We start from the raw sequence: 23,055 nt of genomic DNA, 5'->3' as shown, positions 1-23,055 counted from the left end.
GTACAATCGTCGCAAAAGCTAATGTATTGATATTGTAATAAACACAGTCATAGCATAGTAAAATAATACAGTTAATGTTTTAAAAAATATTTTCATGAAGAAGTGCATATGATTTGCGTATAAACGTAGTTAAATGATTGCTTATTGTTTCTATAAGTAATGGTGTTTGTGTATACAAACTTCATAAATTCGCTGCGTAAATGCCAGGTTAGCGTCTTGATAACCAGTACACCGCATGCTTGTAGGAAACTTGCGCTGTGCAGAGGGTAGGCGTATGTGTGGGAAATATGGATGATACTTTCTGTGAAGCAGATTGGGCTCTTCCTGGGGCAGTGTGGGCCGTAAGGAGGCCCTGGCTGATGCGCTGGCCCTGAAGCGGGGGGCAACTGATGCGGCAGAAATATGTGGCAGCAGGATTTTGGAAATAGTGAAGCTTACTGCGGCATGAGGGCCATGCAGTGGGTGCCCTGTCTCGCCGTGGAGGGAGCAGGGGGCAACAGACCGCAAACAGGCCGAGAAAAGGCCAGGGTGTATAATTGATGCCCCGCAGGCCCCCATTCGCAAACGTAATGCCCCCTTCGGAAGTTTGCTTCCGAAGGGGGCTTTACGTCTCCAGGCCTTGGCCCGGTTTATTCCGTCTGCCTAGTTGTTCAGGTCAACCAGCACAGGATTTTCTTCAAGGTCTTCAAGGAACTTGTCGGGGCGTTCCTTCTGGTCGGGAACCACGATATCACCGTTGACGTATTCGCGGTAGCCGGTACCGGCAGGAATGAGGCGACCCACAATGACGTTTTCCTTGAGGCCGCGCAGGTAGTCCATCTTGCCCTTGAGCGAAGCTTCGGTGAGCACCTTGGTGGTTTCCTGGAAGGAGGCCGCCGAGATGAACGAAGAGGTGGTCAACGAAGCCTGGGTGATACCCAGCACCAGCGGTTCCGCTGTAGCTGGCACTCGGCCTTCGGCAATGACCTTCTGGTTTTCGGCCTTGAATTCGGCCTTGTCCACCTGCTCGCCCACGAGGAAGCTGGTGCCGCCGCAATCAAGAACCGTAACCTTTTTGAGCATCTGACGCACAATAACTTCGATGTGCTTGTCGTCGATACCCACGCCCTGGAAGCGGTACACTTCCTGGATTTCGTCCACCAGGTAGCGGGCAAGGTACTTTTCGCCACGGGTGCGCAGAATGTCGTGCAGTTCGGGGTAGCCTTCGGTCAGCGGATCGCCCGCTTCCACAAAGTCGCCGTCAGCAGCGGTAATGTGCTTGCCCTTGGGTACCAGGTATTCCTTGGCCTCGCCGATTTCAGGCGTAACCACCAGCTTGCGCTTGCCCTTGGATTCGCCAGCGTAGGTGACAGTACCCGCGATTTCGGAAACCACGGCCATGTCCTTGGGCTTGCGAACTTCAAAGAGCTCGGCCACGCGCGGAAGACCACCCACGATATCCTTGGTCTTGGATGTTTCGCGGGGCTTACGGGCGATGATGTCGCCGGCCTGGATGTCTGCGCCGTCCTTGATCATGATGATGGAGCCGACAGGCAGGGTGTAAACCGCCGCCGTGCCTGCGTGGCTGCGTTTTTTGACGCTGCCGTGTTCATCGCAGATGGAGATGGACGGGCGGAAGTTGGTGGTGCGGTATTCCATAATGGTCAGGGATGCCTGACGGGTAATATCGTCCACCTTTTCCTGCACGGTCTTGCCGTCGATGATGTCCGTAAAACGGATAACGCCTTCTTCTTCGCAGACAAAGGGTTCGTTGAACGGATCCCATTCGGCCATCACATAGCCCTTGGTCACTTCCTGACCGTCGTGGACGAGCAGGCGTGCACCGTTGGGCAGAATGTATTTTTCGCGTTCGCGGCCCTGCGCGTCCACAATGGTGAGCTGGCCGCTCTTGCCGAGCACCAGTTCAACGCCGTCACGGTTGGTAACGGAACGCACGCGGTTAAGAATAACCCGGCCTGCGTTCTGGGCTTCAAACTTGTTCTTTTCAATGGTGCTCGAAGCCGTACCACCAATGTGGAAGGTACGCATGGTAAGCTGCGTGCCAGGTTCACCGATGGACTGGGCTGCGATGATACCCACGGTTTCGCCCGTGTTGACCAGGTGCCCGCGGGCAAGGTCGCGCCCGTAGCAGAGGGCGCAGATGCCGCGTTCGGCCTGGCAGGTAAGGGGCGAGCGCACGGTGATGGAGGAAATGCCCTTGTCGCTGATAAGCTGGGCTTCCTTTTCCTCGATAAGCGTGTTTTCGGGCATCAGCACGGTGTTTGGATCATCGGGATCAAACACGGGGTAGAGCAGCACACGGCCAATGACGCGCTCGGCCAGCGGGGTTTTGATATCGCCGCCGTCCTTGAGGTGGGTCAGTTCGATGCCGTCCACTGTGCCGCAGTCGTGCTCGCAGACAATAACGTCCTGCACAACGTCAACCAGACGGCGGGTAAGGTAACCGGAGTTGGCCGTTTTAAGAGCCGTATCGGCCAGACCTTTACGAGCGCCGTGGGTGGAGGTGAAGTACTGCAACACCGACAGGCCTTCGCGGAACGAAGAAGTGATAGGTGTTTCAATGATTTCACCAGAAGGCTTGGCCATAAGACCGCGCATGCCCGCGAGCTGACGCATCTGATCCTGGTTACCACGAGCGCCCGAATTGGACATCATGAAGATCGGGTTGAAGCTCTGGTTCTTTTCCTGCTTGCCGGTCTTGGGATCGGTGAGGATGTCGTAAGAGATATCCTTGATCATCTCTGCCGAAACGTCCTGTGTGGCCTTGGTCCACACGTCGACCACCTTGTTGTACTTTTCAGTACGGGTGATGATACCGTCGCGGTACTGGTGTTCAATGTCGTCCACTTCCGCCTGCGAGGCAGCCAGAATGTGCTTCTTGCTTTCAGGAATGGTGAGGTCTTTCACGCCGATGGTCACGCCCGCCCTGGTGGCGAATTCGTAACCCATGTCCTTGAGGCGGTCGCACAGAATGACCGTGGCCTTGATGCCGCAGTGGCGGTAGGCCGCGCCCACGAGACGCGCAATGTTCTTCTTGGTGAGCACGCAGTTGACGTGTTCGAAGCCCAGCTTTTCGGGCAGGATGTCGCTCACGAGCACGCGGCCGGGGGTCGTGTCGTACACGTGACCATCGGGCATGCGCACCTTGACGCGGGCATGCAGCGAAACCTGTCCGCCGTCATAGGCGGCTTCCACTTCCCAGGGGGCGCAGAAGGTCATGCCTTCGCCCTGCTCAAAGCTGCGCTCGGCGGTCATGTAGTACAGACCAAGCACGATATCCTGGGATGGCACGATGACAGGGCCGCCGTTGGCGGGCGAGAGAATGTTGTTGGTGCTCATCATGAGCACGCGGCATTCGATCTGCGCTTCCACCGAAAGGGGAATGTGCACGGCCATCTGGTCACCGTCAAAGTCGGCGTTGTAGGCCGAGCAGACGAGCGGGTGCAGACGGATGGCCTTGCCTTCGACCAGCAGGGGTTCAAAGGCCTGGATGCCCAGACGGTGCAGGGTCGGGGCGCGGTTGAGCAGAATGGGGTATTCGCGCACCACTTCCGAAAGGATATCCCACACTACCAGCTCTTCACGCTCCACCATCTTTTTGGCGCTCTTGATTGTGGAGGCGTGGCCTCTTTTTTCAAGTTCGGCATAGATGAAGGGCTTGAACAGCTCAAGCGCCATCTTTTTGGGCAAACCGCACTGGTGCAGCTTGAGGTAAGGGCCAACGGTAATAACCGAACGGCCGGAGTAGTCAACGCGCTTGCCGAGCAGGTTCTGACGGAAGCGGCCCTGCTTGCCCTTGATCATGTCGGAAAGCGACTTGAGCGGGCGACCGTTGGTGCCTGCAATGGCGCGGCCACGACGACCGTTGTCGAAGAGCGCGTCCACAGCTTCCTGAAGCATGCGCTTTTCGTTGCGGATGATGATTTCGGGCGCGCCCAGTTCCATCAGCCGTTTCAGACGGTTGTTGCGGTTGATCACACGACGGTAAAGGTCGTTGAGGTCAGAGGTGGCAAAGCGGCCACCGTCCAGCGGCACCAGAGGACGCAGTTCCGGCGGGATGACGGGAATGACTTCCATGATCATCCATTCGGGCTTGTTGTCCGACTCAAGGAAGGCTTCAACAATCTTGAGGCGCTTGGTGATCTTTTTCTTCTTGGTCTGGCTCTTGGTGGATTCGCCTTCTTCGCGCAGTTCGGCGCGCAGCTTTTCCAGCTCCAGCTCTTCCAGCAGGCTGCGCACGGCTTCGGCGCCCATGCCCACGGTCAGAACTTCGTCCGTGCCGTAGTGGTCAAGAATCTGGAGGTACTGGTCTTCAGAGATGACCTGACGCTTCTGCAGATTGGTCTGACCGGGATCAAGAACGATGTAGGAGTCGAAGTACAGCACCTTTTCCAGATCGGCCATGGTCATGTCGAGCAGGGTACCGATCTTGGAAGGCAGAGTCTTCAAAAACCAGATGTGGGCTACGGGCGCGGCCAGTTCGATGTGGCCCATGCGCTCGCGGCGCACCTTGGAGGCAATAACTTCGACGCCGCACTTTTCGCAGACGATGCCGCGGTGCTTCATGCGCTTGTATTTGCCGCAGTTGCATTCATAGTCCTTCACAGGGCCGAAAATCTTGGCGCAGAACAGGCCATCGCGTTCCGGCTTGAAGGTACGATAATTGATGGTTTCCGGCTTTTTCACTTCGCCGTAAGACCATTCACGAATGGCCTCGGGCGATGCGATGGAAATCTGGATGGCTTTCAGGTTGCGGATGTTCGTCACGTTGGTCGACGCGCCGCGTGCGGTGAAAAGATCGTCCAGGCTCATAGTATACCTTGCTTTGTAAAAAGCTCGTTGAAATCGTTAGCCATGCTGTCGTTGGCCGTGAGAGGCATAACCGCTCACGGCCAACGCAACGCGTTTCCGGGGCCGCAGAAAGGGGCTGTTATGCCTCTTCCTCGCGTTCTTTCATATAGCCCACGCGTTTGGGCTTTTTCTTACCTTCTTCCTGGTGCAGGGTCACGTTGAGGCCAAGGCTCATGAGTTCCTTCACCAACACGTTGAAGGATTCGGGCAGACCGGCTTCAAGGAAGTTGTCGCCCTTGACGATCTTCTCGTACATCTTCACGCGCCCGGTCACGTCGTCCGACTTGACCGTAAGGAATTCCTGCAGCAGATAGGCCGCGCCGTATGCTTCCAGAGCCCACACTTCCATTTCACCAAGACGCTGACCACCGAACTGGGCTTTACCGCCGAGGGGCTGCTGCGTCACCAGCGAGTAGGGGCCAGTGGAACGGGCATGGATTTTTTCGTCAACCAGGTGGTGCAGTTTGAGCATGTACATGACGCCCGTGGTCACGCGGTTCTTGAAGGGAACACCCGTGCGGCCATCGTACAGGGTGGTTTTGCCGTCGTTGGCAAGACCAGCCTTGTCCATCCAGCCCCAGATTTCTTCTTCGGTCGCGCCGTCGAACACCGGGGTCTTGGTGACAATACCGTTGCGCAGCTTGAGGGCGGAGGCCTTGAATTCCTCATCGCTCATGCTGTCCACCAGGGCGCTGATTTCAGGCGAATTGTAAACGCCCTTCAGTTCTTCGCGCACAACCTGCATGGCCGCGCCGGAGTCAACCAGTTCGGCCAGCTGCCGACCCAGCTCCTTGGCGCCCCACCCAAGGTGGGTTTCCATGATCTGCCCGATGTTCATACGTGAAGGCACGCCCAGGGGGTTCAACACGATGTCCACGGGGCGACCGTCGGCAAAGAAGGGCATGTCTTCTTCCGGCAGAATGCAGGAAACAACACCCTTGTTACCGTGGCGGCCAGCCATTTTATCGCCCACAGAGAGCTTACGCTTGATGGCGATGTGCACCTTGACCATCTTGATGACGCCAGGGGGCAGATCATCGCCTTCCGTAACCTTTTCGCGCTTGGAGTCGTAAATGGCCTTCAGGTATTCAACCTGCTGGTCGTAAGACTTGAGCACATCGGCCACTGCGTCGTTGACTTCCTTGCTCTTGAAGAGGCCCGCGAGTTTCTTCACGGGGATCTGCTCAAGCACGTCTTCGGTCAGGGCTGCGCCCACTTCGGCCAGCACTTCGCCCTTCTTTTTGCCCGGCACTGCGGCGGCGATCTGCTTGCCCAGCACATGCGGGGCAATCTGAACGCGGGTGCGGTCGGACAAAGCGCGAAGGTGATCAGATTCCTTCTGGTCCAGCACGGACGTGTCGTGGCTTTCAATGGCCAGCGTGCGGTCGTCCTTCTCGCCGGAGCGGCGGTTGAAGACCTTCACGTCAATGATGGTGCCTTCCACTCCCGGGGGAACCTTGAGGGAGGTGTTTTTCACGTCCCTGGCCTTCTCGCCGAAGATGGCGCGAAGCAGCTTTTCTTCAGGGGTAAGCTGGGTTTCGCCCTTGGGCGTGATCTTGCCCACAAGGATATCATCGGGCTTGACCGCTGCGCCGATGCGGATGATGCCGCTTTCGTCCAGGTTGCGCAGCATTTCTTCGCTGACGTTGGGAATATCGCGAGTGATTTCCTCCGGTCCAAGCTTGGTGTCGCGGGCCACTACCTCGAATTCTTCAATATGAATGGAGGTAAAGGTATCCTCGCGAACGGTGCGCTCAGAAATGAGGATGGAGTCTTCGTAGTTGTAACCGCACCAGGGCATGAAGGCGACCACCAGGTTTTTGCCGAGGGCCAGTTCGCCTTCGTCAATACCGGGGCCGTCAGCCAGAATCTGGCCCTTTTTCACGGGCATGCCGGGGTAGCAGGTGGGCTTTTGTCCAAAGCAGGAGTTCTGGTTGGACTTGTGGAACTTCAGCAGGTCATAGGCGCGCACGCCGCCCTGCTTGGGGAACACATCGCCTTCGTAGGAAACGATGAGGCGGTCTGCGTCCACATATTCCACCTTGCCCGGAGCGGGAGCCACGATGCACGCGCCGGAGTCTCGGGCCACGTCCACTTCCATGCCGGTGCCCACAAGGGGCTTTTCGGCGCGCAGAAGCGGCACGGCCTGACGCTGCATGTTTGAACCCATGAGCGCGCGGTTGGCGTCGTCGTGTTCCAGGAAGGGAATGAGCGCGGCTGAGATGGAGACCATCTGGCTGGGCGAAATGTCCATCAGGGTCACTTCTTCACGCGGGTTCATTTCCACTTCGCCCTTGACGCGCACGGTGACGTATTCGTCAAGCAGGTTGCCATCGGCATCGGTGCGGGCGTTGGCCTGAGCCACAACCTGACCGCCTTCGCGGGATGCATCGAGGTGCACCACATCATTGGTAACGCGGGCATCGCGCACAACGCGGTAAGGCGTTTCGATAAAGCCGTAGTCGTTCACCTTGGCAAAGGTGGTCAACGAAACGATCAGACCGATGTTCGGGCCTTCAGGCGTTTCAATGGGGCAGATACGTCCGTAGTGCGAGGTGTGCACGTCGCGCACTTCAAAGCCCGCGCGTTCACGGGTAAGACCGCCGGGGCCCAGTGCCGAAAGGCGGCGCTTGTGCGTCACTTCGGAGAGCGAGTTGGTCTGATCCATGAACTGCGAAAGCTGCGAGGTGCCGAAGAATTCTTTCAGCACAGCCGCCACAGGCTTGGGATTGATAAGGTCGTGGGGCATGAGCGTGGAAATTTCCTGAAGGCTCATGCGCTCCTTGATGGCGCGTTCCATACGCACAAGGCCGATGCGGTACTGGTTTTCCACCAGTTCGCCCACCAGACGCACACGGCGGTTGCCAAGGTGGTCGATATCATCGGCGGGGCCGTGGCTGTCCTTCAACTGCACCAGCACCTTGATGGCGGTGAGGATGTCGTGGTCGGTCAGCGTGCGCAGGTCGTCAGCTTCATCCAGGCTCAGGCGCTGGTTGAGTTTGTAGCGGCCCACGGGCGACAGGTCATAGTAGTCGCCGTTGCGGAACAGGTTGTCAAAAAAGCTGGCCGCAATTTCCGGGGTAGGCGGAGAAGACGGACGCAGACGACGGTAGATTTCTTCCTGCGCTTTCTGCTGGTCGGGGATGCGATCCTGGACCAGGGTATCGCGGATGGACGAAGACGTATCCGTGCCCTTGGTGTGCAGCACGGCAATGCGCGTGATGCCCGCTTCGCGGAAGCGGTCGAGCAGGCCTGCGGTGATTTCGTCCGCAGCTTCGGCCAGCACTTCGCCGGTCTTGGGATCGGCCACGTCCAAAGCCAGGAACATGGCGTCCAGCGTGTCGGGGCGAACTTCGATAGCTTCAATGCCCGCTTCGCAGATCAGGCGCCAGCTGCGCTTGGTGATAGGCTTGCCAGCCTTGACAATGACATTGCCCTGCGCGTCGATGATGTCGGCATAGGCGTTGTCCTTGCGGTACAGGTCCTTGCGCACTTCCCAGAACAGGTTGCTGGCCGACTCGATGCGGTAGTGCTCCTGCGAGTAGAAGTATTCCAGAATCTGCTCCTTGCTCATGCCCATGGCCTTGAACAGGATGGTGGCAGGCATCTTGCGGCGGCGGTCGATGCGGACGTACAGAATATCCTTGTGGTCGAAGTCAAAGTCGAGCCACGAGCCGCGCATGGGGATGATGCGGCAGGAATAGAGCACTTTGCGGCTGGTGTGAGTCTTGCCGCCGTCGTGCTCAAAGATGATGCCCGGCGAGCGCTGCAACTGGTTAACGATGACGCGCTCGGTGCCGTTGATGATAAACGTGCCCTTTTCCGTCATCAGGGGCAGGGTGCCAAAATAGATATCCTGCTCTTTGATGTCGCGGATGGTGCGGTTGCCCGAAGCTTCATCGGTGTCATAGACAACCAGACGCACCTTGATGCGCATGGGTGCCTCGTAGGTCAGCCCCTTGGAAATGCACTCGGCCTGGTCGTACTTGGGTTCGCCGACTTCATAGCTGACGAACTCAAGACTGGCGGTCTTATTGAAATCCTCAATGGGGAAGACGGTGTGGAACACACCTTCCAGCCCTTCCTCTGGGCTGCGGTCGGCATCTGAAACGCCTTCCTGAAGGAATTTCTGGTAAGAATCAATCTGCAGATTCAGCAGATGTGGGATAGGGAGGGAAACCTTGATCTTGCCGAACTGTTTGGTGAGCTGGCCCATGGGTACCTCAAGATAGGTAGCGGTTGCGCCCCGGCTGCGCGAGACAAATCAGCATGCCTAAGCCGGCGGGCAAAAAACTTGCTGTCACTGCACCCTGAAAGCGTAATCTGGTGGGAAGGCTAAAAAGAACTTACTGCGGGCAAGGCGTAAAAAACCCATCCCTGTCTGGGTAAACAGGGCTGGGGTCAGGGCATTACCTTTAATATATATGCTTGGTCAGTAAGTTATTGAAAAACAGAAAGGAGCCTCCCGCACCAATCGTTGAAAGAGGATGCATACTAGGAATCAGAGTCCTTGGCAAGCAAAAAAAGCGGGAGAGAAAAATAAAAAAGCCTCTGTTCATTAATTTACCTCAGTGGGAACTTCATGACAAGACAAAAAAAATGCCGGGTGGAGCGGTTATTCTCGTTTGAGCACACAAACCGTGCTGGCGGGCGCATAAAAAAACGTTTTTTTAGCCCCCTCAAATTGCATCGCGGCTTAGCCTATTTCAAACAGGGCTTGTCCGTCCTCGGCTCTCCGGCTCCAGGCCGTGATGTGCCCATCGTTGGAAACCTTGATGCCAATGCCGTGTTCGGCCAGGGTCATGGCAGCCGCCTTGCGACCGCCGCTGCTGCTGCCGCCGGGAATTTTAAGGATAGCCCCTACCGCAAAAACGCTGCCATCGTCAAAGATCAGGGTTGCGCCATCAATGGAAAGAAGTTCGGCCCGCAGCTTGCGCGGAATCTGCGCAAAATTCAGGCTTGGCAGGGCCGAGCGCAGCAGCGCGGTTTTGCTGCTGGCATCGTGCGCCAGTATATCGCCTTGGCTGACTATTTCGTTGAGGTAGCCGTGCAGCCTGTCTTGCGAAATGCGCACCAGTTCATCCTGGGAAATGTTCTGTCCAATGCGCTGGTTGCGGCGCTCGTTTATCATCCACGGGGTAACGGCGTTGGTGCGGAAAAAGCCGATACACGCGCCCTTGCGCCGGAATGAAACATCGAGCAGGCTCAGGTACAGCGCCTCGATGGTGCCTCTGCTGCTGCCTTGCCCCTGATAGCCAAGCTCGGCAAGGTAGGCTTGATGTGAAAAATGCAGCCAATTGCCGCGCCTTTTGGCAAAAAATAACTGCCTGTCTTTAAAAATGAGGATGTCGCCGTTTCTGCTGAGGCAAAAGGCGCACCTGTTTTGTGATGTCCAGTAGGCCACGGGCAGAAAGGCCAGCGGCGCGTAAACATGGGCCGCCTTGTCCTCTGCGGGCAATGCCGCCTCGCAGTAAGCGGTTATGCCGCCTTCGGCATTGCACACAAGCAGTGTGTCGCAGCCGGAGGTGAGTACCTTGGCGTAGTCCTCCTTGCTGGCATCAAAAAAATTCACGCTGCCGGGGTGAGGATCGTCTTCGTCAATGCCCACGCAGAAGGATATCTTGTCGCCCTCGTACGTTTCGCTCGACCAGAACGACAGCAGATTCAACATGCGCAGCACCGTTGTATGGCGCGCTGGCGAGAGTATTTTGGCAATGCCGATGATCTGCGCCTGCCGTATGCACACAGCCGCATAATCATCTATATGAGGAGTGGTGAAGATTTTTTCCCATTCCTCAAGGATGTTTCGGGCAATGGCCTGTTCCGTTTTTGTAAACGGAATGGCGCGGAAGAGGTACACTTCATCCTCCGGCTGACCGGTAAGGGCGACCCGCAGCATAAAGCGCCTGCCGTTCATTTCGGCAAGGTCTTCAAAATTTTCCCTGGTGTAGTCATCGTCCAGAATTTCTGTGGCGGGGCCGAAGAGGGGGGCAAGGTACTCTGCCACTGCCTCGATGATGGCTTTTTTAGCTTCCATGATGCAACTCCCTGTGGGCATTGGCAGAACTGGCAACCACGCGGCGAAGATGCCGCACATGACGCAGGAGGCTGGCGCGGACTGAATCAGAACGGGCCGTGCCCGGCCCCGGCGCTCAGGCGTCTTCCTGCTTCCAGAGGGTTAAAATGTTCTTGCCGTCCGCAGTGCGGGCATATTCCACCCTGCTCATGATCTTGCGCATCATGGCAATGCCCAGACCTCCCTCGCGGCGCTGCTCGGCGGGCAGGCTTGTATCCGGGTCCGGCTGGTGCAGGGGGTTGAAGGGGCGGCCTGTATCCTGAAACTGCATTACGGCCTGAAACGGCCCGGAGCGCATACGGCAGCGCACCAGCACTGTTCCCTGATCCGGGGCGTAGGCATAGTGGGCGATGTTGGCAAAGACTTCTTCCGCCGTAACCAGCAGCATGGGCAGGGTGGCGGCAGGGCACTGGGCGACTTTGAGCTTTTCTTCCAGAAAGGCCAGCAGTGTTTCCAGATGGGCGTCATCCGCCGTTACGAGCAGTTCATCCCAGGCCAGACCAGTAAATTCCAGCGCCAGAATGGTGATGTCGTCCGCCTGTTCCACGCCGGAGGCAAAATCGTCCACCCGGCGCAGCAGGGCCTGCACGGTCTGCTCCGCATCCATCTGTTCTGTGCCCAGCACGGCGCTTTCTATGCCGCTGAGGCCAAGGCGTTCGCCCCGGCTGTTTTCCGCCTCGCTGACGCCATCAGTATAGAGCAACATACGGTCGCCCGGGGCAATCTGAAAGGTCTGCTCCCTGTAGCGGGAATTGGGCATGGCCCCCAGCGGCAGGCCGTGGCCTGCCTCAAGCCATGCGTGGCGGCCTTCGGCGCGTCTGAATATCAGCGGATGCTCATGCCCGGCATTGGCGCAGACCAGCCGCCCGGTGGTGAGGTCAAGCACAGCCAGAAAAGCCGTGAGAAAGATATCCTGATCGTTATGCGCCGTGAGGCGCTTATTGGCCTGCGTGAATATTTCTGCCGGGGAAAGGCCCGATTCCGCAAGGCTCTTGATCAGGGTTTTGGCCGTCATCATGAACAGGGCCGCGCCGATGCCCTTGTCCGCCACATCGGCCACCACGATCACAAGCTGGTTTTTATCCCGCAAATAAAAGTCGTAAAAATCGCCGCCCACCACCTTGGCGGCGCGCATGACGGCAAAAATGTCAAAGTCTTCCCGCTCGGGATAGGCGGGGAAAACACTTGGCAGCGAGGAGCACTGGATGGCGCGGGCAAATTCCAGCTCTGCGTCTATGCGCCCCGCTGCGGCGCTGATGGCCGCCTTGAGGCTCTGCACGGTTTTGTTGATGCCGTCCGAGAGCAGTCCGAATTCCGGCGTGGTGCGCTCGTTGAGCACCACATTCAGATTGCCGGACGTGATTTTTTGCAGGTCTTCGTTGACGCGGTACACATCGTTGATGACCAGCCGTTTGACCAGATGCGACACCATCCAGAAAATCACGGCAAACAGCGCCAGATTGCAGGCCGCGATGTACAGGAGCATGCTGTCGCGCGAGAAAAACACCTCGCTGCGCGGCAGCAGGGCAAAGAGGGTGTAGCCCTCCACCTCTATGTTCTGGCAGATGTACTGCTTGCCGAGAATGGAAACCAGCCCCTTGCCGTCTGGCTGTATGAGGCCGAGGGCATCCACATTCGCCCCAAGGGGGATAGCGGCCTCGTTGCCCGTGCTGATGACGGCCCCGTAAATGGAGATGGCCATGAACCCGTTGGAGCCAATATGGTAGCGCGGGGCGATCTGATCCACCGCGGCGGCGCGCAGGGCGGCTGTCAGGCGCTTGGGGGAATAGCCGATCTGCACAATGCCCGTGCAGTCGCGGCGGGCCACCCCGGCATACTGAAAAGGCATGCGGTCAGCACCGCGCTCTTCAATATCCTGCACAAGGGCAAAATCCAGATCGCGCAGGGCTGGCAAAAATGCCGCTGACTGCGGCGAGGAGGCCATGTCGTAGCCTGCAAAGGGGCCCGTGGAGGCTATGATTACGCCCCGGTCGTCCGCAACGTTCAGTTCTTCCACATCCAGCAGTTTGCGCAAAAAGTGCAGGATGGTTGGTACGTTAAGGATGTTTGGGTTTTGCGTGATTATGGCCGCAAAGGCCCGCGCCTTGGTCAGCGCGCCAGCATCGGAAATTTCGCGGATGTAGGCGGCGTTGGTGATGACCATGCGCAGATATTTTTCCCCATCGTCCAGATTGCTGGAAAGCATATGGCGGGCGTTTTCTTCGGCCTGACGGGTCTGCAACAGGTAGGATGCGGCAAGCGTGAGGCAAAAGGCGGGAAAGATGCAGATAAAAAGCCATTTGTGAAATAACTTGTGCATGGCGGCCCGCCTTTGCGGGCTTGCCCGCTATGCATTAGGAAAGCCCGAACCTGGCGGCGCGGGCTTGCGGGTGTGCGGCTATTCTATGGTAAACAGATCCACAAAACCTGTGATGCTGAATACTTCCCTCACGGTTTCATTGGCGTGGATGATGCGCATGCCCTCGCGCTGAACCATGCGCTTGTGCAGGCGCAGCAAAATGCGCAGGCCTGCGCTGGAAATATAGTCCACCTCGCTGAAATCAAGCACCAGTTCGTCCGCAGCGCCGCAGTCTTCTTGCAAATCCCTGTCCAGCGCCGGAGCCGTCACGGTGTCGATCTTGCCCGCTATGCTGACATGCAAAACGCCGTCAGCCAATTTTTTGCAAACCTGCATGTGGGGCCTCATAATGATTTTGGTGGAGCAATCGTATAGCTCTTGCTTATCTCTACGATTACAGCGCCCCGCCCGCAAGAGGAAAATACGTATCGGCAGGGCTGGGGGGAGGGCGCACGGGCCTTACTGGCCAGCCCTGATTGCGGAGGGCCGTCAATTGAGGCCGCATGCCGCTATTCCACACGGATGGCGTATTTCACCGCGTAGCAGTCGCCGCCCTCCTGCATGACGTAACTCATCATGTCGCACACATAGACATCGCTTTTCATGGTCAGGCCTGCGGCGCTGACCTTTTTCAGCATATCGGCAAGGGCCAGCCGGTGCGAGGCATCCGTGCCGTTGTGGGCCATAATGGCATATTTCCCCTCAGGTTTTATATGGAGGAGGGATGGCGGCGTGGAGCGCCGCACCCTGGTGAAATAGTATCGCTCAACATAGTTGTCCTGCCATATGTCATCCAGGCAAAAGACAATGCCAAAGGGATAGCGCGGTTTTTCCTCCTGCTGTTCATAACCGCGATTATATTCCACAAAACGCTGCACAAGTTCCCACTGAGATTCTGAGGGGTTTGCGCCTGTGGGCGTCATTTCCAGCCGTTCTGCCTTTTGGTGCCGCACGGTCATGGTGTCGTATTCAAAATTCAGGGCTTCACGCAGGCAGGCGGTCATGTCTTTGAGCATCAACCTGCGCTGGGCCACCCGGCGCAATTCCTTTTTGGCGGTGAGCTGTTTTTCCTGCAAGAATGACAGAAAATCTTCGCCGTTCATGTTATGCAGATGCGCCTTGATTTCCTTCAACGAGCTGCCGACCTCCTTGAGCATGGAGAGCAGGTCAAATTCAAAATACTGCTCAATCCCGTATCGGCGGTACCTGTTTTCTGAAACGTGCCTGGGTTTCAGCAACCCCTCTTTTTCGTAAAACAGCAGGGTGCCTTTTTGCGTGCCGCACAGGCTGGCGAATTCGCCTGAGGTGAGCAGATTCTTTTTCATTGCACTTTTTCCTTGACTCTAAAGTAACTGTATAGTTTACGCTGGCAAATTACAGGCAAAAGAGCAAGCCGGAATTTGCTTGCCCATACAAGAGCAGAGGTGTTTGTAATGTGCTTGTTTAGTAGAAAAAAATTTTGGCTATGGCTGTTCATGCCCTTGTGGCTGACCGTGCTCGCCCTTGGATGCACCAAGGTGGAGGAGTCTGGCCCAGCCCATGCCGAGGTGCAATACCTTGTGTTGGGGGAAGAAAAGCTGACCCTGAGCAGCACACTGCCGGGCAGGGTCTCCGCGCTGGTAACGGCGGAGGTTCGGCCTCAGGTTGACGGCATCATCATTGCGCGCCTGTTTGAGGAAGGTGCCGATATAAAAAAAGGGCAGGTCTTGTATCGCATAGACCCGGCCATCTATCAGGCGGCCCACGCCACGGCCAGAGCCTCGCTTGCGGAGGCCAAGGCCGCTGTTACGGCCATTGCCCTGCTGGAAAAACGCCAGCGGCGGCTGATCACGCAGCATGCCGTAAGCCAGCAGGAGCTGGACAATTCCATTTCGCAGCATGGTCAGGCCCGCGCCCGCGTTGCCAGGGCGGAGGCCGAGCTTGAAACTGCGGCCATCAACCTTGCCTATACAGAAATAAAAGCCCCGGTGTCAGGCCGCATTGGGGCCGCTGCCGTTACGGTCGGCGCTCTGGTTACGGCCAGGCAGGCATCCCCCCTGGCCGTTATCCAGCAGATTGACCGCGTCTATATTGATATAACGCAATCCAGCGCGGAGGCTATCCGCCTGCGCCGCGCCCTTGCGCAGGGCCGCATATCCGCCAACGGCAATACAGCAAAAATCCGTCTGACGCTTGAAGACGGTTCGCCTTATACGCCGGTCGCCACAGCGGCGCATGCTGGTGAATCGGCCTGGATACAGGGGGACCTGCTGTTTTCTGAAATATCTGTGGCGCAGAGCACGGGGAGCATCATGCTGCGGGCTGTGGTTGATAACCCTGACGGGCTGCTGCTGCCGGGCATGTATGTTAAGGCCACTATTGAAGAAGGCTCGGTGGACAAGGCCGTGATGATCCCACAGGGGGCCGCCTTTGTGAATAATACGGGCGGGCACTCTGTTTATGTGTTGCAGAAAGAAGGCGCGGAAGACGGGATTTATCGTCTGGCGCGGCGCGATGTGAGCATTGACCGCGCATACGGCAACCGCTGGATTGTTGGCGCGGGCCTCGGCGCTGGCGACATACTGGTGGTTGAGGGCTTCCAGAAAGCGGCCCCCGGCGAGTTTGTGCGGGGCGTGGCCGCACAAACATTGCAGGCTAAGGCTGCCGCCCCGGCATCAACCCCTGAGGCGCGGTAGGGTATGGCAGCGTTTTTCATCAATCGCCCCATCTTCGCCTGGGTTATTGCCATCATCATTATGCTGGCCGGGCTGCTGGCCCTGGGCAAGCTTCCTGTTGCGCATTATCCGGATATCGCCCTGCCGCAGATATCCATCTCTGCCCAGTACCCCGGAGCGACCGCGTCCATTGTTGACCGCAGCGTCACGCAGATCATTGAGCAGCAGATAAAAGGTCTGGACAACCTGCTGCACATGAAATCAACCAGCAGTTCCTCCGGCGGTACGGAAATTATCCTTACTTTTGCCGCGGGCACGGATGCCGATACGGCGCAGGTGCAGGTGCAGAACAAGGTGCAGCAGGCTCTCTCCCTGCTGCCCGATACAGTGCAGCGGCTAGGCGTTCAGGTATCCAAAGCCGTGGACAATTCGTTCATGACCGTGGCTTTTTACGATGCCAGCGACATCATGCGCCCCAACGACATAAGCGACTTCGTGGCAAGCTCGCTGGTGGATCCTCTAAGCCGCGTTCAGGGTGTTGGCACAATTACACTTTACGGTTCCCAGAATGCCATGCGCATCTGGTGCGACCCGGATAAAATGCGCCAGTACAAACTGAACCCGCAGGATATTGTTGCTGCCGTGCGCGCCCAGAACGCCCAGGTCGCGGGCGGTCAGGTGGGGGCGGTGCCTGCCGTGCCGGGGCAGGAGATCAATATTGCCATCAACGCCTCATCCAGCCTGGAAACAGCGGAACAGTTTGAACAGATACAACTGCGGGTGGAGGAAAGCGGCTCCGCAGTGCTGCTCAAGGATGTTGCCCGCATCGAGCTGAACGAAGAAAGCTTTATGGGGGTCACGTTTTTCAATGGGCATGCGGGCACGGGGCTGGCTTTCAAGCTGTCATCCGGGGCCAACGTTCTGCAAACCACCAAGGGCATCAAGGCCGAATTGCAGTCGCTTGCCGGATTTTTCCCGCCAGGGTTGAAATATGCCTATGCTGACGACCGTGCGCCCATTGTGGAAAAATCCATACGCTCGGTTGTGCGTACCCTTTTTGAGGCCATTGCGCTTGTTGTGGCGGTGATGTTTGTGTTCATGCAGAGCTACCGCGCCACGCTTATTCCGGCAATCGCCGTGCCTGTGGTGCTGCTTGGGGTGTTTGCGGTATTTGCGGCAACGGGGTTTTCCATCAACACGCTGACCATGTTCGGCATGGTGCTGGCTATCGGCCTTTTGGTGGATGACGCCATTGTTGTGGTGGAAAATGTGGAACGCCTCATGCGCGACGAGGGGCTTGCCCCAAAGGAAGCCGCGCTCAAATCCATGCGGCAGATAACCGGGGCGCTTGTGGGCGTTGCCGTGGTTATTTCTGCCGTTTTTGTTCCCATGGCCTTTATGCCGGGTTCCACCGGGGCGATATTTCGGCAGTTTTCCGTGACCATTGTTGCGTCGATGGTGCTTTCCGTGGTGGTTGCCATTGTGCTTACGCCTGCCCTGTGCGCCACCATGCTGCGCGCGCATGCCAATGGAACGGGCGAAGGGTTCTTTGGGCGCTTCAACAGATGGTTTGCCGCCTTTACGGAACGCTATACCCGTGGCGTGAACGGAATGGTGCGACAACCCTTGCGGTGGGGCCTGATATTTGCGGCATTGGCAGCTGGCTGCCTGGCTTTGTTTATGCTTTTGCCTGCGGCATTTTTGCCGGATGAAGATCAGGGAATCCTGTTTGTTGACGTGCAGTTGCCGCCGGGGGCCTCACTTGAACGCACGGAAAAGATTGTCAAAGAGGTTGATGCCTACTTTCGCAACGAAGAAAAGGATTCCATAGAAAGCGTCATGTGCGTTATCGGTTGGGGATTCAGCGGTTCCGGCCAGAACTCGGCCATGGTGTTCCCTCTGCTCAAGGACTGGAGCAAACGCGGGAAGGGGCAAAGCGCCTTTGACGTGATGGAGCGCGCCATGGAACGGTTTTCATCCATAACAGGGGCGGAAATATTTGTGATGTCGCCCCCGGCGGTCATGGAGCTTGGCACTTCCTCCGGCTTTGAGTTGCAACTGATGGATCGCGGCGGCAAAGGGCACGCGGCATTGCTCAATGTCAAGGATGCCCTGTTGGAAAGCGCGGCAAAATCCACTGCTGTTACCAGCGTAAGGTATAGCGGCATGGCCGATACCGAGCAATATGATCTGCTCATCGACAACAGCAAGGCTGGCGCTTACGGCCTGACCAGAGCCGAAATAAACAGCGCCATCAGCGCCTATTGGGCAGGCGAGTATATCAACGATTTTTCGGACAAGGGCAGAACAAAGAAAGTCTACCTCCAGGCGGAGCCTTCGGTTCGCGGCGGGGTAGGCGATTTCAGCAGATACTACGTGCGCAACGGCAAGGACGAGATGGTGCCGTTCTCCAGTTTTATCGGCGTAAAGTCCGTTCTGGCTTCCCCAAGTCTGACCCGCTATCAGGGCATACCGTCCGTGAAGATTGAAGGGGCCGCCGCACCGGGGCAAAGCACCGGGCAGGCCATGACGGCAATGGAAAAAAGCGCGGCAAGTCTGCCATCCGGTTTCGACTATGCATGGACGGGGCTTTCCTATCAGCAGCGCGTGTCCGCAAGCCAGGCTCCATTGCTGTACGCTGTTTCCATTATCGTGGTTTTTCTTTGCCTGGCTGCCCTGTACGAAAGCTGGACTATTCCGCTGGCTGTGCTGCTGGCTGTGCCCACGGGCATTGTGGGTGCGTTGGGCGGCGTGTTCCTGCGCGGCATGAATAACGACATTTACCTGCAAATTGCACTGCTGACGATCATTGGCCTGTCGGCCAAAAATTCAATCCTGATCGTGGAATTTGCCAGAGAAATGCACAGGGGCGGCAAGGATCTGGTTGCAGCCACGGTGGAGGCCTCCCGGCTTCGCCTGCGGCCCATTATAATGACCTCATTATGCTTCATCCTTGGTGTGGTGCCGCTGGCGCTCAGCAGCGGGGCGGGATCCGGCGCGCAAAACGCCCTTGGCACAGCGGTGCTGACAGGCATGATTACCGCAACAGGCCTCGGCATTTACTACACGCCGCTGTTCTTCATTGTGGTGACCCGCTTTTTCAGTGGAAGCGGAACAGCGCACGGTCAAACGCGGCGCGGGCACTTGTGGAGTTCGTTACGCGAGTATCTGCATCTGCGTCCGGCTAAAAAAGAAACGGGAAAGTAAACAATAGAGGTGGCAGGGCGCATTGCGCGCCCCCTGCCCGCCGATAAGCGCGCAGGGGCCATTAGCTGAAAGGTCACGGCTGTGCTGTGCAAGCGGCTAGTCGCACTCCTTATCCGCATACGCGCCCTGCCAGACGATCTTTTTATAGATGTGCGGCACCGTGTCGCCCTCGGTGCTGATAAGCAGAACCGAGGCATCGGCGTTCAGGCCAAGAGTTGCGCGCTGGTCTGCCGCAACTGGGCTGCTCATGAGCCAGTGCAGCGCACCCGCGCCAGCCGCGCCAGATTCGCCGGAAACAATGGGCTGATCGCTCCTCACGGGTGCCGCCAGCATGCGCATGCCGTTGGCGGCCATGTAATCCGGACAGGACATGAAGGCCGTGCTGTAATCCTTGAGGATGCTCCAGGCCAGGCTGCTCGGCTCACCGCAGGCAAGCCCGGCCATGAGGGTTTGCAGGTCGCCGCCCACGGCATGGGCTTTGCCGTCGCCCGCCAGCGCTGAGCGGTAAAAGCAGTCGGCGGCGTGCGGTTCCACCACAATGAACCGGGGTGCCTCTTCGCCAAGGGCCGCCACCAGAAAACCCGCCACAGCAGCGGCAAATGACCCCACGCCCGCCTGAAGAAAACAGTGCGTCGGGCGAATGGCGGCTGCGTCCATCTGCTCCAGAATTTCTGCGGCAAGGGTAAGGTACCCCTGCATGATCCATGCGGGAATCTGTTCATAGCCGTCCCACGCGGTATCCTGCACCATTATATAGCCTTTTTCCTGCGCCAGATTCCAGCTCATACGCACGGTGTCGTCATAATTGAGATCCGTGATGCTGCACTGCGCGCCAAGCGCCAGAATGTTGTTCTGGCGGGTTTTGTCCGACCCTTTGGGCATGTAGATGATGCAGGGATAGCCCAGCTCGCGGGCTGTCCATGCCAGCCCCCTGCCGTGGTTGCCGTCCGTAGTGCTGATAAAGGTGATCTGCCCTGCGGCTGCTCTGGCGGCGGGGGCGTCAAGCATGCCCCGCACAAGGCCCTCGGCTGGCAGGCGCAAGCGCTCGGCAAGGCAGCGGGCCACGGCGTAGGAGCCGCCAAGCACCTTGAAGGCATTGAGGCCGAAGCGGTGCGATTCATCCTTTACGCAGACGTTTTTCAGACCAAGGCTTGCCGCCAGCCCCGGCAGGCTCACCAGTGGAGTGGGGCGGTACTGGCTGAAAGAGGCGTGGTACGCGCGCACGTGCCGGGCCACGGCGGGCGAAAAATCGGTAACGTCCACGCCTTGAGCGGGCACGGTGCGAAAGGGATTGAGCAGCAGAGATGCGGGCATAGGCGGTTTCCTTGGTGGGATTGGCTTGCGGCGTCAGGGCCGGGTAATGGCAAGTATAGCGGTGGCTTGCCCATCTGGGCAAGGGGTACTCTATCTTGAGGTAGCGCCGCGGCTCCACAAAAAATGGGAGTACCAACAGAGCTGCTTGCCCTCATGTGCAGAAGGCGCCAAAGCAAAAGAAAATGAATGTTGCAGGGGACTGCGCCTTTGGGGCTGTAGAAAGGGCACGAAAAAAGGGTTACATTTTTCAATGTAACCCTTTATTCTCAAGTGGCGTCCCCAAGGGGATTTGAACCCCTGTCGACGGCGTGAAAGGCCGTTGTCCTGGGCCGGCTAGACGATGGGGACGCGGTGTTGTTGGCTGGGCTGCAAGGACTCGAACCTTGATTAACGGAGTCAGAATCCGTCGTCCTGCCAATTGAACGACAGCCCAACGCGAGAAACGTGTATATGTGAAACTGCCGGGTAGTGTCAACAGAAAATTTGAAAAAAATGTTAGAGCCTGCAATTTTATGCTCGGCCTTCCACCTTCAATGAGGTCTTGGGAGGCGGCGTGGCAGGCATGTGAATAGAAGGGCGAGGAGGTGGTGCGCTTTTTTTGCTTTGCCCGCTGGCGAAACAACGCTGGAACCTGGTTACTGATTGTTAAACTTTGTACTTAAGCTTGACAATATCTTGCATAAAGGTATGTTTTTCCACGTGCGCCAATGGTCGGCAGACCAGAGAATTGGTGCTGCAAGTATCGGTTTCCAGCTGTTTCCGCGGCAAGACGCCTCATGAAGACTGCTCTGTTCTTTATGGAACAAGGTGGTCTGTGCGGCGTAGGTGCGGCTGGAGTTTGTTTGTTTAGCTTAACCTGTACGGAGGAGTTTGGGTATGGCATCAACAAAAGCCTATAATGAAGACAAAGTAGCCCTGCTTATCGGCTGCTTCATCTTCTTGCTGGCGCTGGGCAAGTTCGCTGGCCTGGATCTGCTGGGCTGGGGCCTCAAAATGGGCATGTGGGTCAAAAGCCCTCTTGATTGCTGGTCTTCGGCCTCTAAGGGCGCATTGCCTGGCGTGGGGGCTCTGATCGCCAGCTATGTGTTCATCGCTGCCGTCATGTCTGTGGGCATCAAGCTCATGAAGGGCAACATCGGCAAGTTCCTTTACGGTTTTACCTGCATTTTCTTCATTGCCATCGCCTGCTACACTGTTGGCGCCAACGCCTACATTGCAGCCAACCCCACGGAAATCGCCAAGCAGGGCATCACCTGGTCGCTTGGTTTGAGCACCGAGGCTGGCCTTATTGTGGCCTTGGTCATGGGTATTCTGCTGGGCAACCTTACGCCCGGATTTGCTGAATCCCTGCGCGAAGCCTGCCGCCCCGAACTTTTCGTCAAAATCGCCATCGTTATTCTTGGTGCCGAACTTGGCGTTAAGGCCGCCGACGCCGCTGGCTTTGCCGGTCACGTTATTTTCCGAGGCCTGTGCGCCATTGTTGAAGCTTATTTGCTGTACTGGTCCGTTGTTTACTACGTGGCTCGTAAGTACTTCAAGTTCAATAAGGAATGGGCTGCTCCCCTTGCTTCGGGCATTTCCATCTGCGGCGTCTCTGCGGCCATCGCCACCGGCGGCGCCATCCGCGCCCGGCCTGTGGTGCCGATCATGGTTTCCTCGCTGGTCGTGGTGTTCACCTGCATCGAAATGCTGATCCTGCCCTTTATCGCGCAGCACTTCCTGTACACCGAACCCATGGTGGCCGGTGGCTGGATGGGCCTTGCCGTTAAGTCTGACGGCGGCGCTATCGCCAGCGGCGCCATCACTGAATCCCTGATTCTTTCCAAGATGGCTGGCCTCGGCACCAAGTGGGAGCCAGGCTGGATCGTGATGGTGACCACCACCGTCAAAATCTTCATCGACATGTTCATCGGCGTGTGGGCCCTGGTCCTCGCCTACATCTGGACTGCCAAGTTCGACAAGACCCGTGGCGAACGCACCATGACCTGGAGCGACGTTATGGATCGTTTCCCCCGCTTCGTGCTGGGGTACCTTGGCACCTTCCTGATCCTGCTGTTCTTCTGCCTGTCTTCGCCTGAACTGCACAAGCTCGGCAAGGCCATGGCTGGCGCCCTCAACGGCTTCCGCGTCATGTTCTTCCTGCTGACCTTCTTCAGCATCGGTCTGGTGTCCAACTTCCGCAAGCTGAAGGAAGAAGGCATTGGCCGTCTGGCAGTTGTGTACATCGTGTGCCTGTTCGGCTTCATCATCTGGGTGGGCCTGTTCATTTCTTATGCCTTCTTCCACGGCATGACCCCGCCTGTGATGGCTGGCTAGTCCAATATACGGAGTAAGTTATGGAAACGAAAAGCGAAGTGAAGCTTCACGAAGAAATCGAGAAGATGGAATACGAACCGCTGGATCCCGTTGAACTCAAGCTCGTTCACTGGAGCTGGGGCATCGGCGTGGGCCTGCTGGTTGTGCTCTTTGTCATCAGCAAGTTCGTCATGACCACGCACTAGACGTGCCTGACGCCCATTGATATGAACGCCGGGGAGGGTTTCCTCCCCGGCGCTCTTGTGTGCTGCGACTGTAACGAGCTTACAGCCCCAGAA

The 23,055-nt window shown here is 57.4% G+C and carries 11 protein-coding genes and 2 tRNA genes; 4 read left to right on the top strand and 9 right to left on the bottom strand.

The window, feature by feature from the left end; genetic code table 11:
* Window positions 1–642: 642 nt before the first annotated feature.
* The 6 genes from rpoC to QZ383_RS09210 form a co-directional block, all read right to left on the bottom strand.
* The gene (gene rpoC / locus QZ383_RS09235) at window positions 643–4,812 is read right to left on the bottom strand and encodes a DNA-directed RNA polymerase subunit beta' (RefSeq protein WP_291444877.1); all 4,170 of its coding nucleotides are present in this window, start codon (window positions 4,810–4,812) and stop codon (window positions 643–645) included.
* Between the two features lie 118 nt (window positions 4,813–4,930).
* Window positions 4,931–9,067: a DNA-directed RNA polymerase subunit beta gene (gene rpoB, locus QZ383_RS09230; protein WP_291444875.1), complete on the bottom strand. Its 4,137-nt coding sequence runs from the start codon at window positions 9,065–9,067 to the stop codon at window positions 4,931–4,933.
* Between the two features lie 480 nt (window positions 9,068–9,547).
* Window positions 9,548–10,888, bottom strand: coding sequence for a hypothetical protein (locus tag QZ383_RS09225; RefSeq protein WP_291444874.1), 1,341 nt, complete (start codon window positions 10,886–10,888; stop codon window positions 9,548–9,550).
* A 115-nt stretch (window positions 10,889–11,003) separates the two neighbouring features.
* Window positions 11,004–13,247 carry a SpoIIE family protein phosphatase gene (locus QZ383_RS09220; RefSeq protein ID WP_291444872.1) on the bottom strand — a complete coding sequence of 748 codons (2,244 nt, stop codon included), beginning with the start codon at window positions 13,245–13,247 and terminating at the stop codon, window positions 11,004–11,006.
* A 78-nt stretch (window positions 13,248–13,325) separates the two neighbouring features.
* A complete protein-coding gene (locus QZ383_RS09215; protein WP_291444870.1) occupies window positions 13,326–13,622 on the bottom strand; it encodes an STAS domain-containing protein in 297 nt (98 codons plus the stop codon).
* 173 nt (window positions 13,623–13,795) lie between these two features.
* Window positions 13,796–14,611: a MerR family transcriptional regulator gene (locus QZ383_RS09210; RefSeq protein WP_291444868.1), complete on the bottom strand. Its 816-nt coding sequence runs from the start codon at window positions 14,609–14,611 to the stop codon at window positions 13,796–13,798.
* Window positions 14,612–14,761: 150 nt separating this feature from the next.
* Here QZ383_RS09210 and QZ383_RS09205 point away from each other — a divergent pair, with 150 nt between their 5' ends.
* The gene (locus QZ383_RS09205; RefSeq protein WP_291444867.1) at window positions 14,762–15,961 is read left to right on the top strand and encodes an efflux RND transporter periplasmic adaptor subunit; all 1,200 of its coding nucleotides are present in this window, start codon (window positions 14,762–14,764) and stop codon (window positions 15,959–15,961) included.
* Between the two features lie 3 nt (window positions 15,962–15,964).
* Window positions 15,965–19,147, top strand: a complete 3,183-nt coding sequence (locus QZ383_RS09200; protein ID WP_291444866.1) for an efflux RND transporter permease subunit — start codon at window positions 15,965–15,967, stop codon at window positions 19,145–19,147.
* 96 nt (window positions 19,148–19,243) lie between these two features.
* Here the strand turns inward: QZ383_RS09200 and dpaL are convergent, their stop codons facing one another.
* The 3 genes from dpaL to QZ383_RS09185 all read right to left on the bottom strand — a co-directional run bounded on the left by dpaL (window position 19,244) and on the right by QZ383_RS09185 (window position 20,894).
* The gene (gene dpaL, locus QZ383_RS09195) at window positions 19,244–20,461 is read right to left on the bottom strand and encodes a diaminopropionate ammonia-lyase (protein ID WP_291444863.1); all 1,218 of its coding nucleotides are present in this window, start codon (window positions 20,459–20,461) and stop codon (window positions 19,244–19,246) included.
* Between the two features lie 271 nt (window positions 20,462–20,732).
* Window positions 20,733–20,809, bottom strand: a tRNA-Glu gene (locus tag QZ383_RS09190).
* Window positions 20,810–20,819: 10 nt separating this feature from the next.
* Window positions 20,820–20,894: transfer RNA gene (locus QZ383_RS09185), tRNA-Gln, on the bottom strand.
* Between the two features lie 443 nt (window positions 20,895–21,337).
* Between QZ383_RS09185 and QZ383_RS09180 the strand changes: the two genes are divergently transcribed.
* On the top strand, window positions 21,338–22,777 hold the full coding sequence (locus tag QZ383_RS09180; RefSeq protein WP_291444861.1) for a putative sulfate exporter family transporter: 1,440 nt from the start codon (window positions 21,338–21,340) through the stop codon (window positions 22,775–22,777).
* A gap of 20 nt (window positions 22,778–22,797) precedes the next feature.
* Window positions 22,798–22,962 (top strand): bacteriocin-type signal sequence, encoded by a 165-nt coding sequence (locus QZ383_RS09175; protein WP_291444860.1) that lies wholly within the window; start codon window positions 22,798–22,800, stop codon window positions 22,960–22,962.
* Window positions 22,963–23,055: the final 93 nt, after the last annotated feature.

It is taken from the genome of Desulfovibrio sp. (assembly GCF_019422935.1).
In the GTDB taxonomy this organism is placed as follows: Bacteria; Desulfobacterota; Desulfovibrionia; order Desulfovibrionales; family Desulfovibrionaceae; genus Desulfovibrio.
This window is presented reverse-complemented; position numbering and strand designations above follow the sequence as displayed.

Coding starts and splice junctions, on each gene's coding strand:
- QZ383_RS09215 (WP_291444870.1), bottom strand. CDS start 13,622: ATGCAGGTTTGCAAAAAATTGGCTGACGGCGTTTTGCATGTCAGCATA.
- QZ383_RS09220 (WP_291444872.1), bottom strand. CDS start 13,247: ATGCACAAGTTATTTCACAAATGGCTTTTTATCTGCATCTTTCCCGCC.
- QZ383_RS09210 (WP_291444868.1), bottom strand. CDS start 14,611: ATGAAAAAGAATCTGCTCACCTCAGGCGAATTCGCCAGCCTGTGCGGC.
- QZ383_RS09175 (WP_291444860.1), top strand. CDS start 22,798: ATGGAAACGAAAAGCGAAGTGAAGCTTCACGAAGAAATCGAGAAGATG.
- dpaL (WP_291444863.1), bottom strand. CDS start 20,461: ATGCCCGCATCTCTGCTGCTCAATCCCTTTCGCACCGTGCCCGCTCAA.
- QZ383_RS09180 (WP_291444861.1), top strand. CDS start 21,338: ATGGCATCAACAAAAGCCTATAATGAAGACAAAGTAGCCCTGCTTATC.
- rpoC (WP_291444877.1), bottom strand. CDS start 4,812: ATGAGCCTGGACGATCTTTTCACCGCACGCGGCGCGTCGACCAACGTG.
- QZ383_RS09200 (WP_291444866.1), top strand. CDS start 15,965: ATGGCAGCGTTTTTCATCAATCGCCCCATCTTCGCCTGGGTTATTGCC.
- QZ383_RS09205 (WP_291444867.1), top strand. CDS start 14,762: ATGCCCTTGTGGCTGACCGTGCTCGCCCTTGGATGCACCAAGGTGGAG.
- QZ383_RS09225 (WP_291444874.1), bottom strand. CDS start 10,888: ATGGAAGCTAAAAAAGCCATCATCGAGGCAGTGGCAGAGTACCTTGCC.
- rpoB (WP_291444875.1), bottom strand. CDS start 9,067: ATGGGCCAGCTCACCAAACAGTTCGGCAAGATCAAGGTTTCCCTCCCT.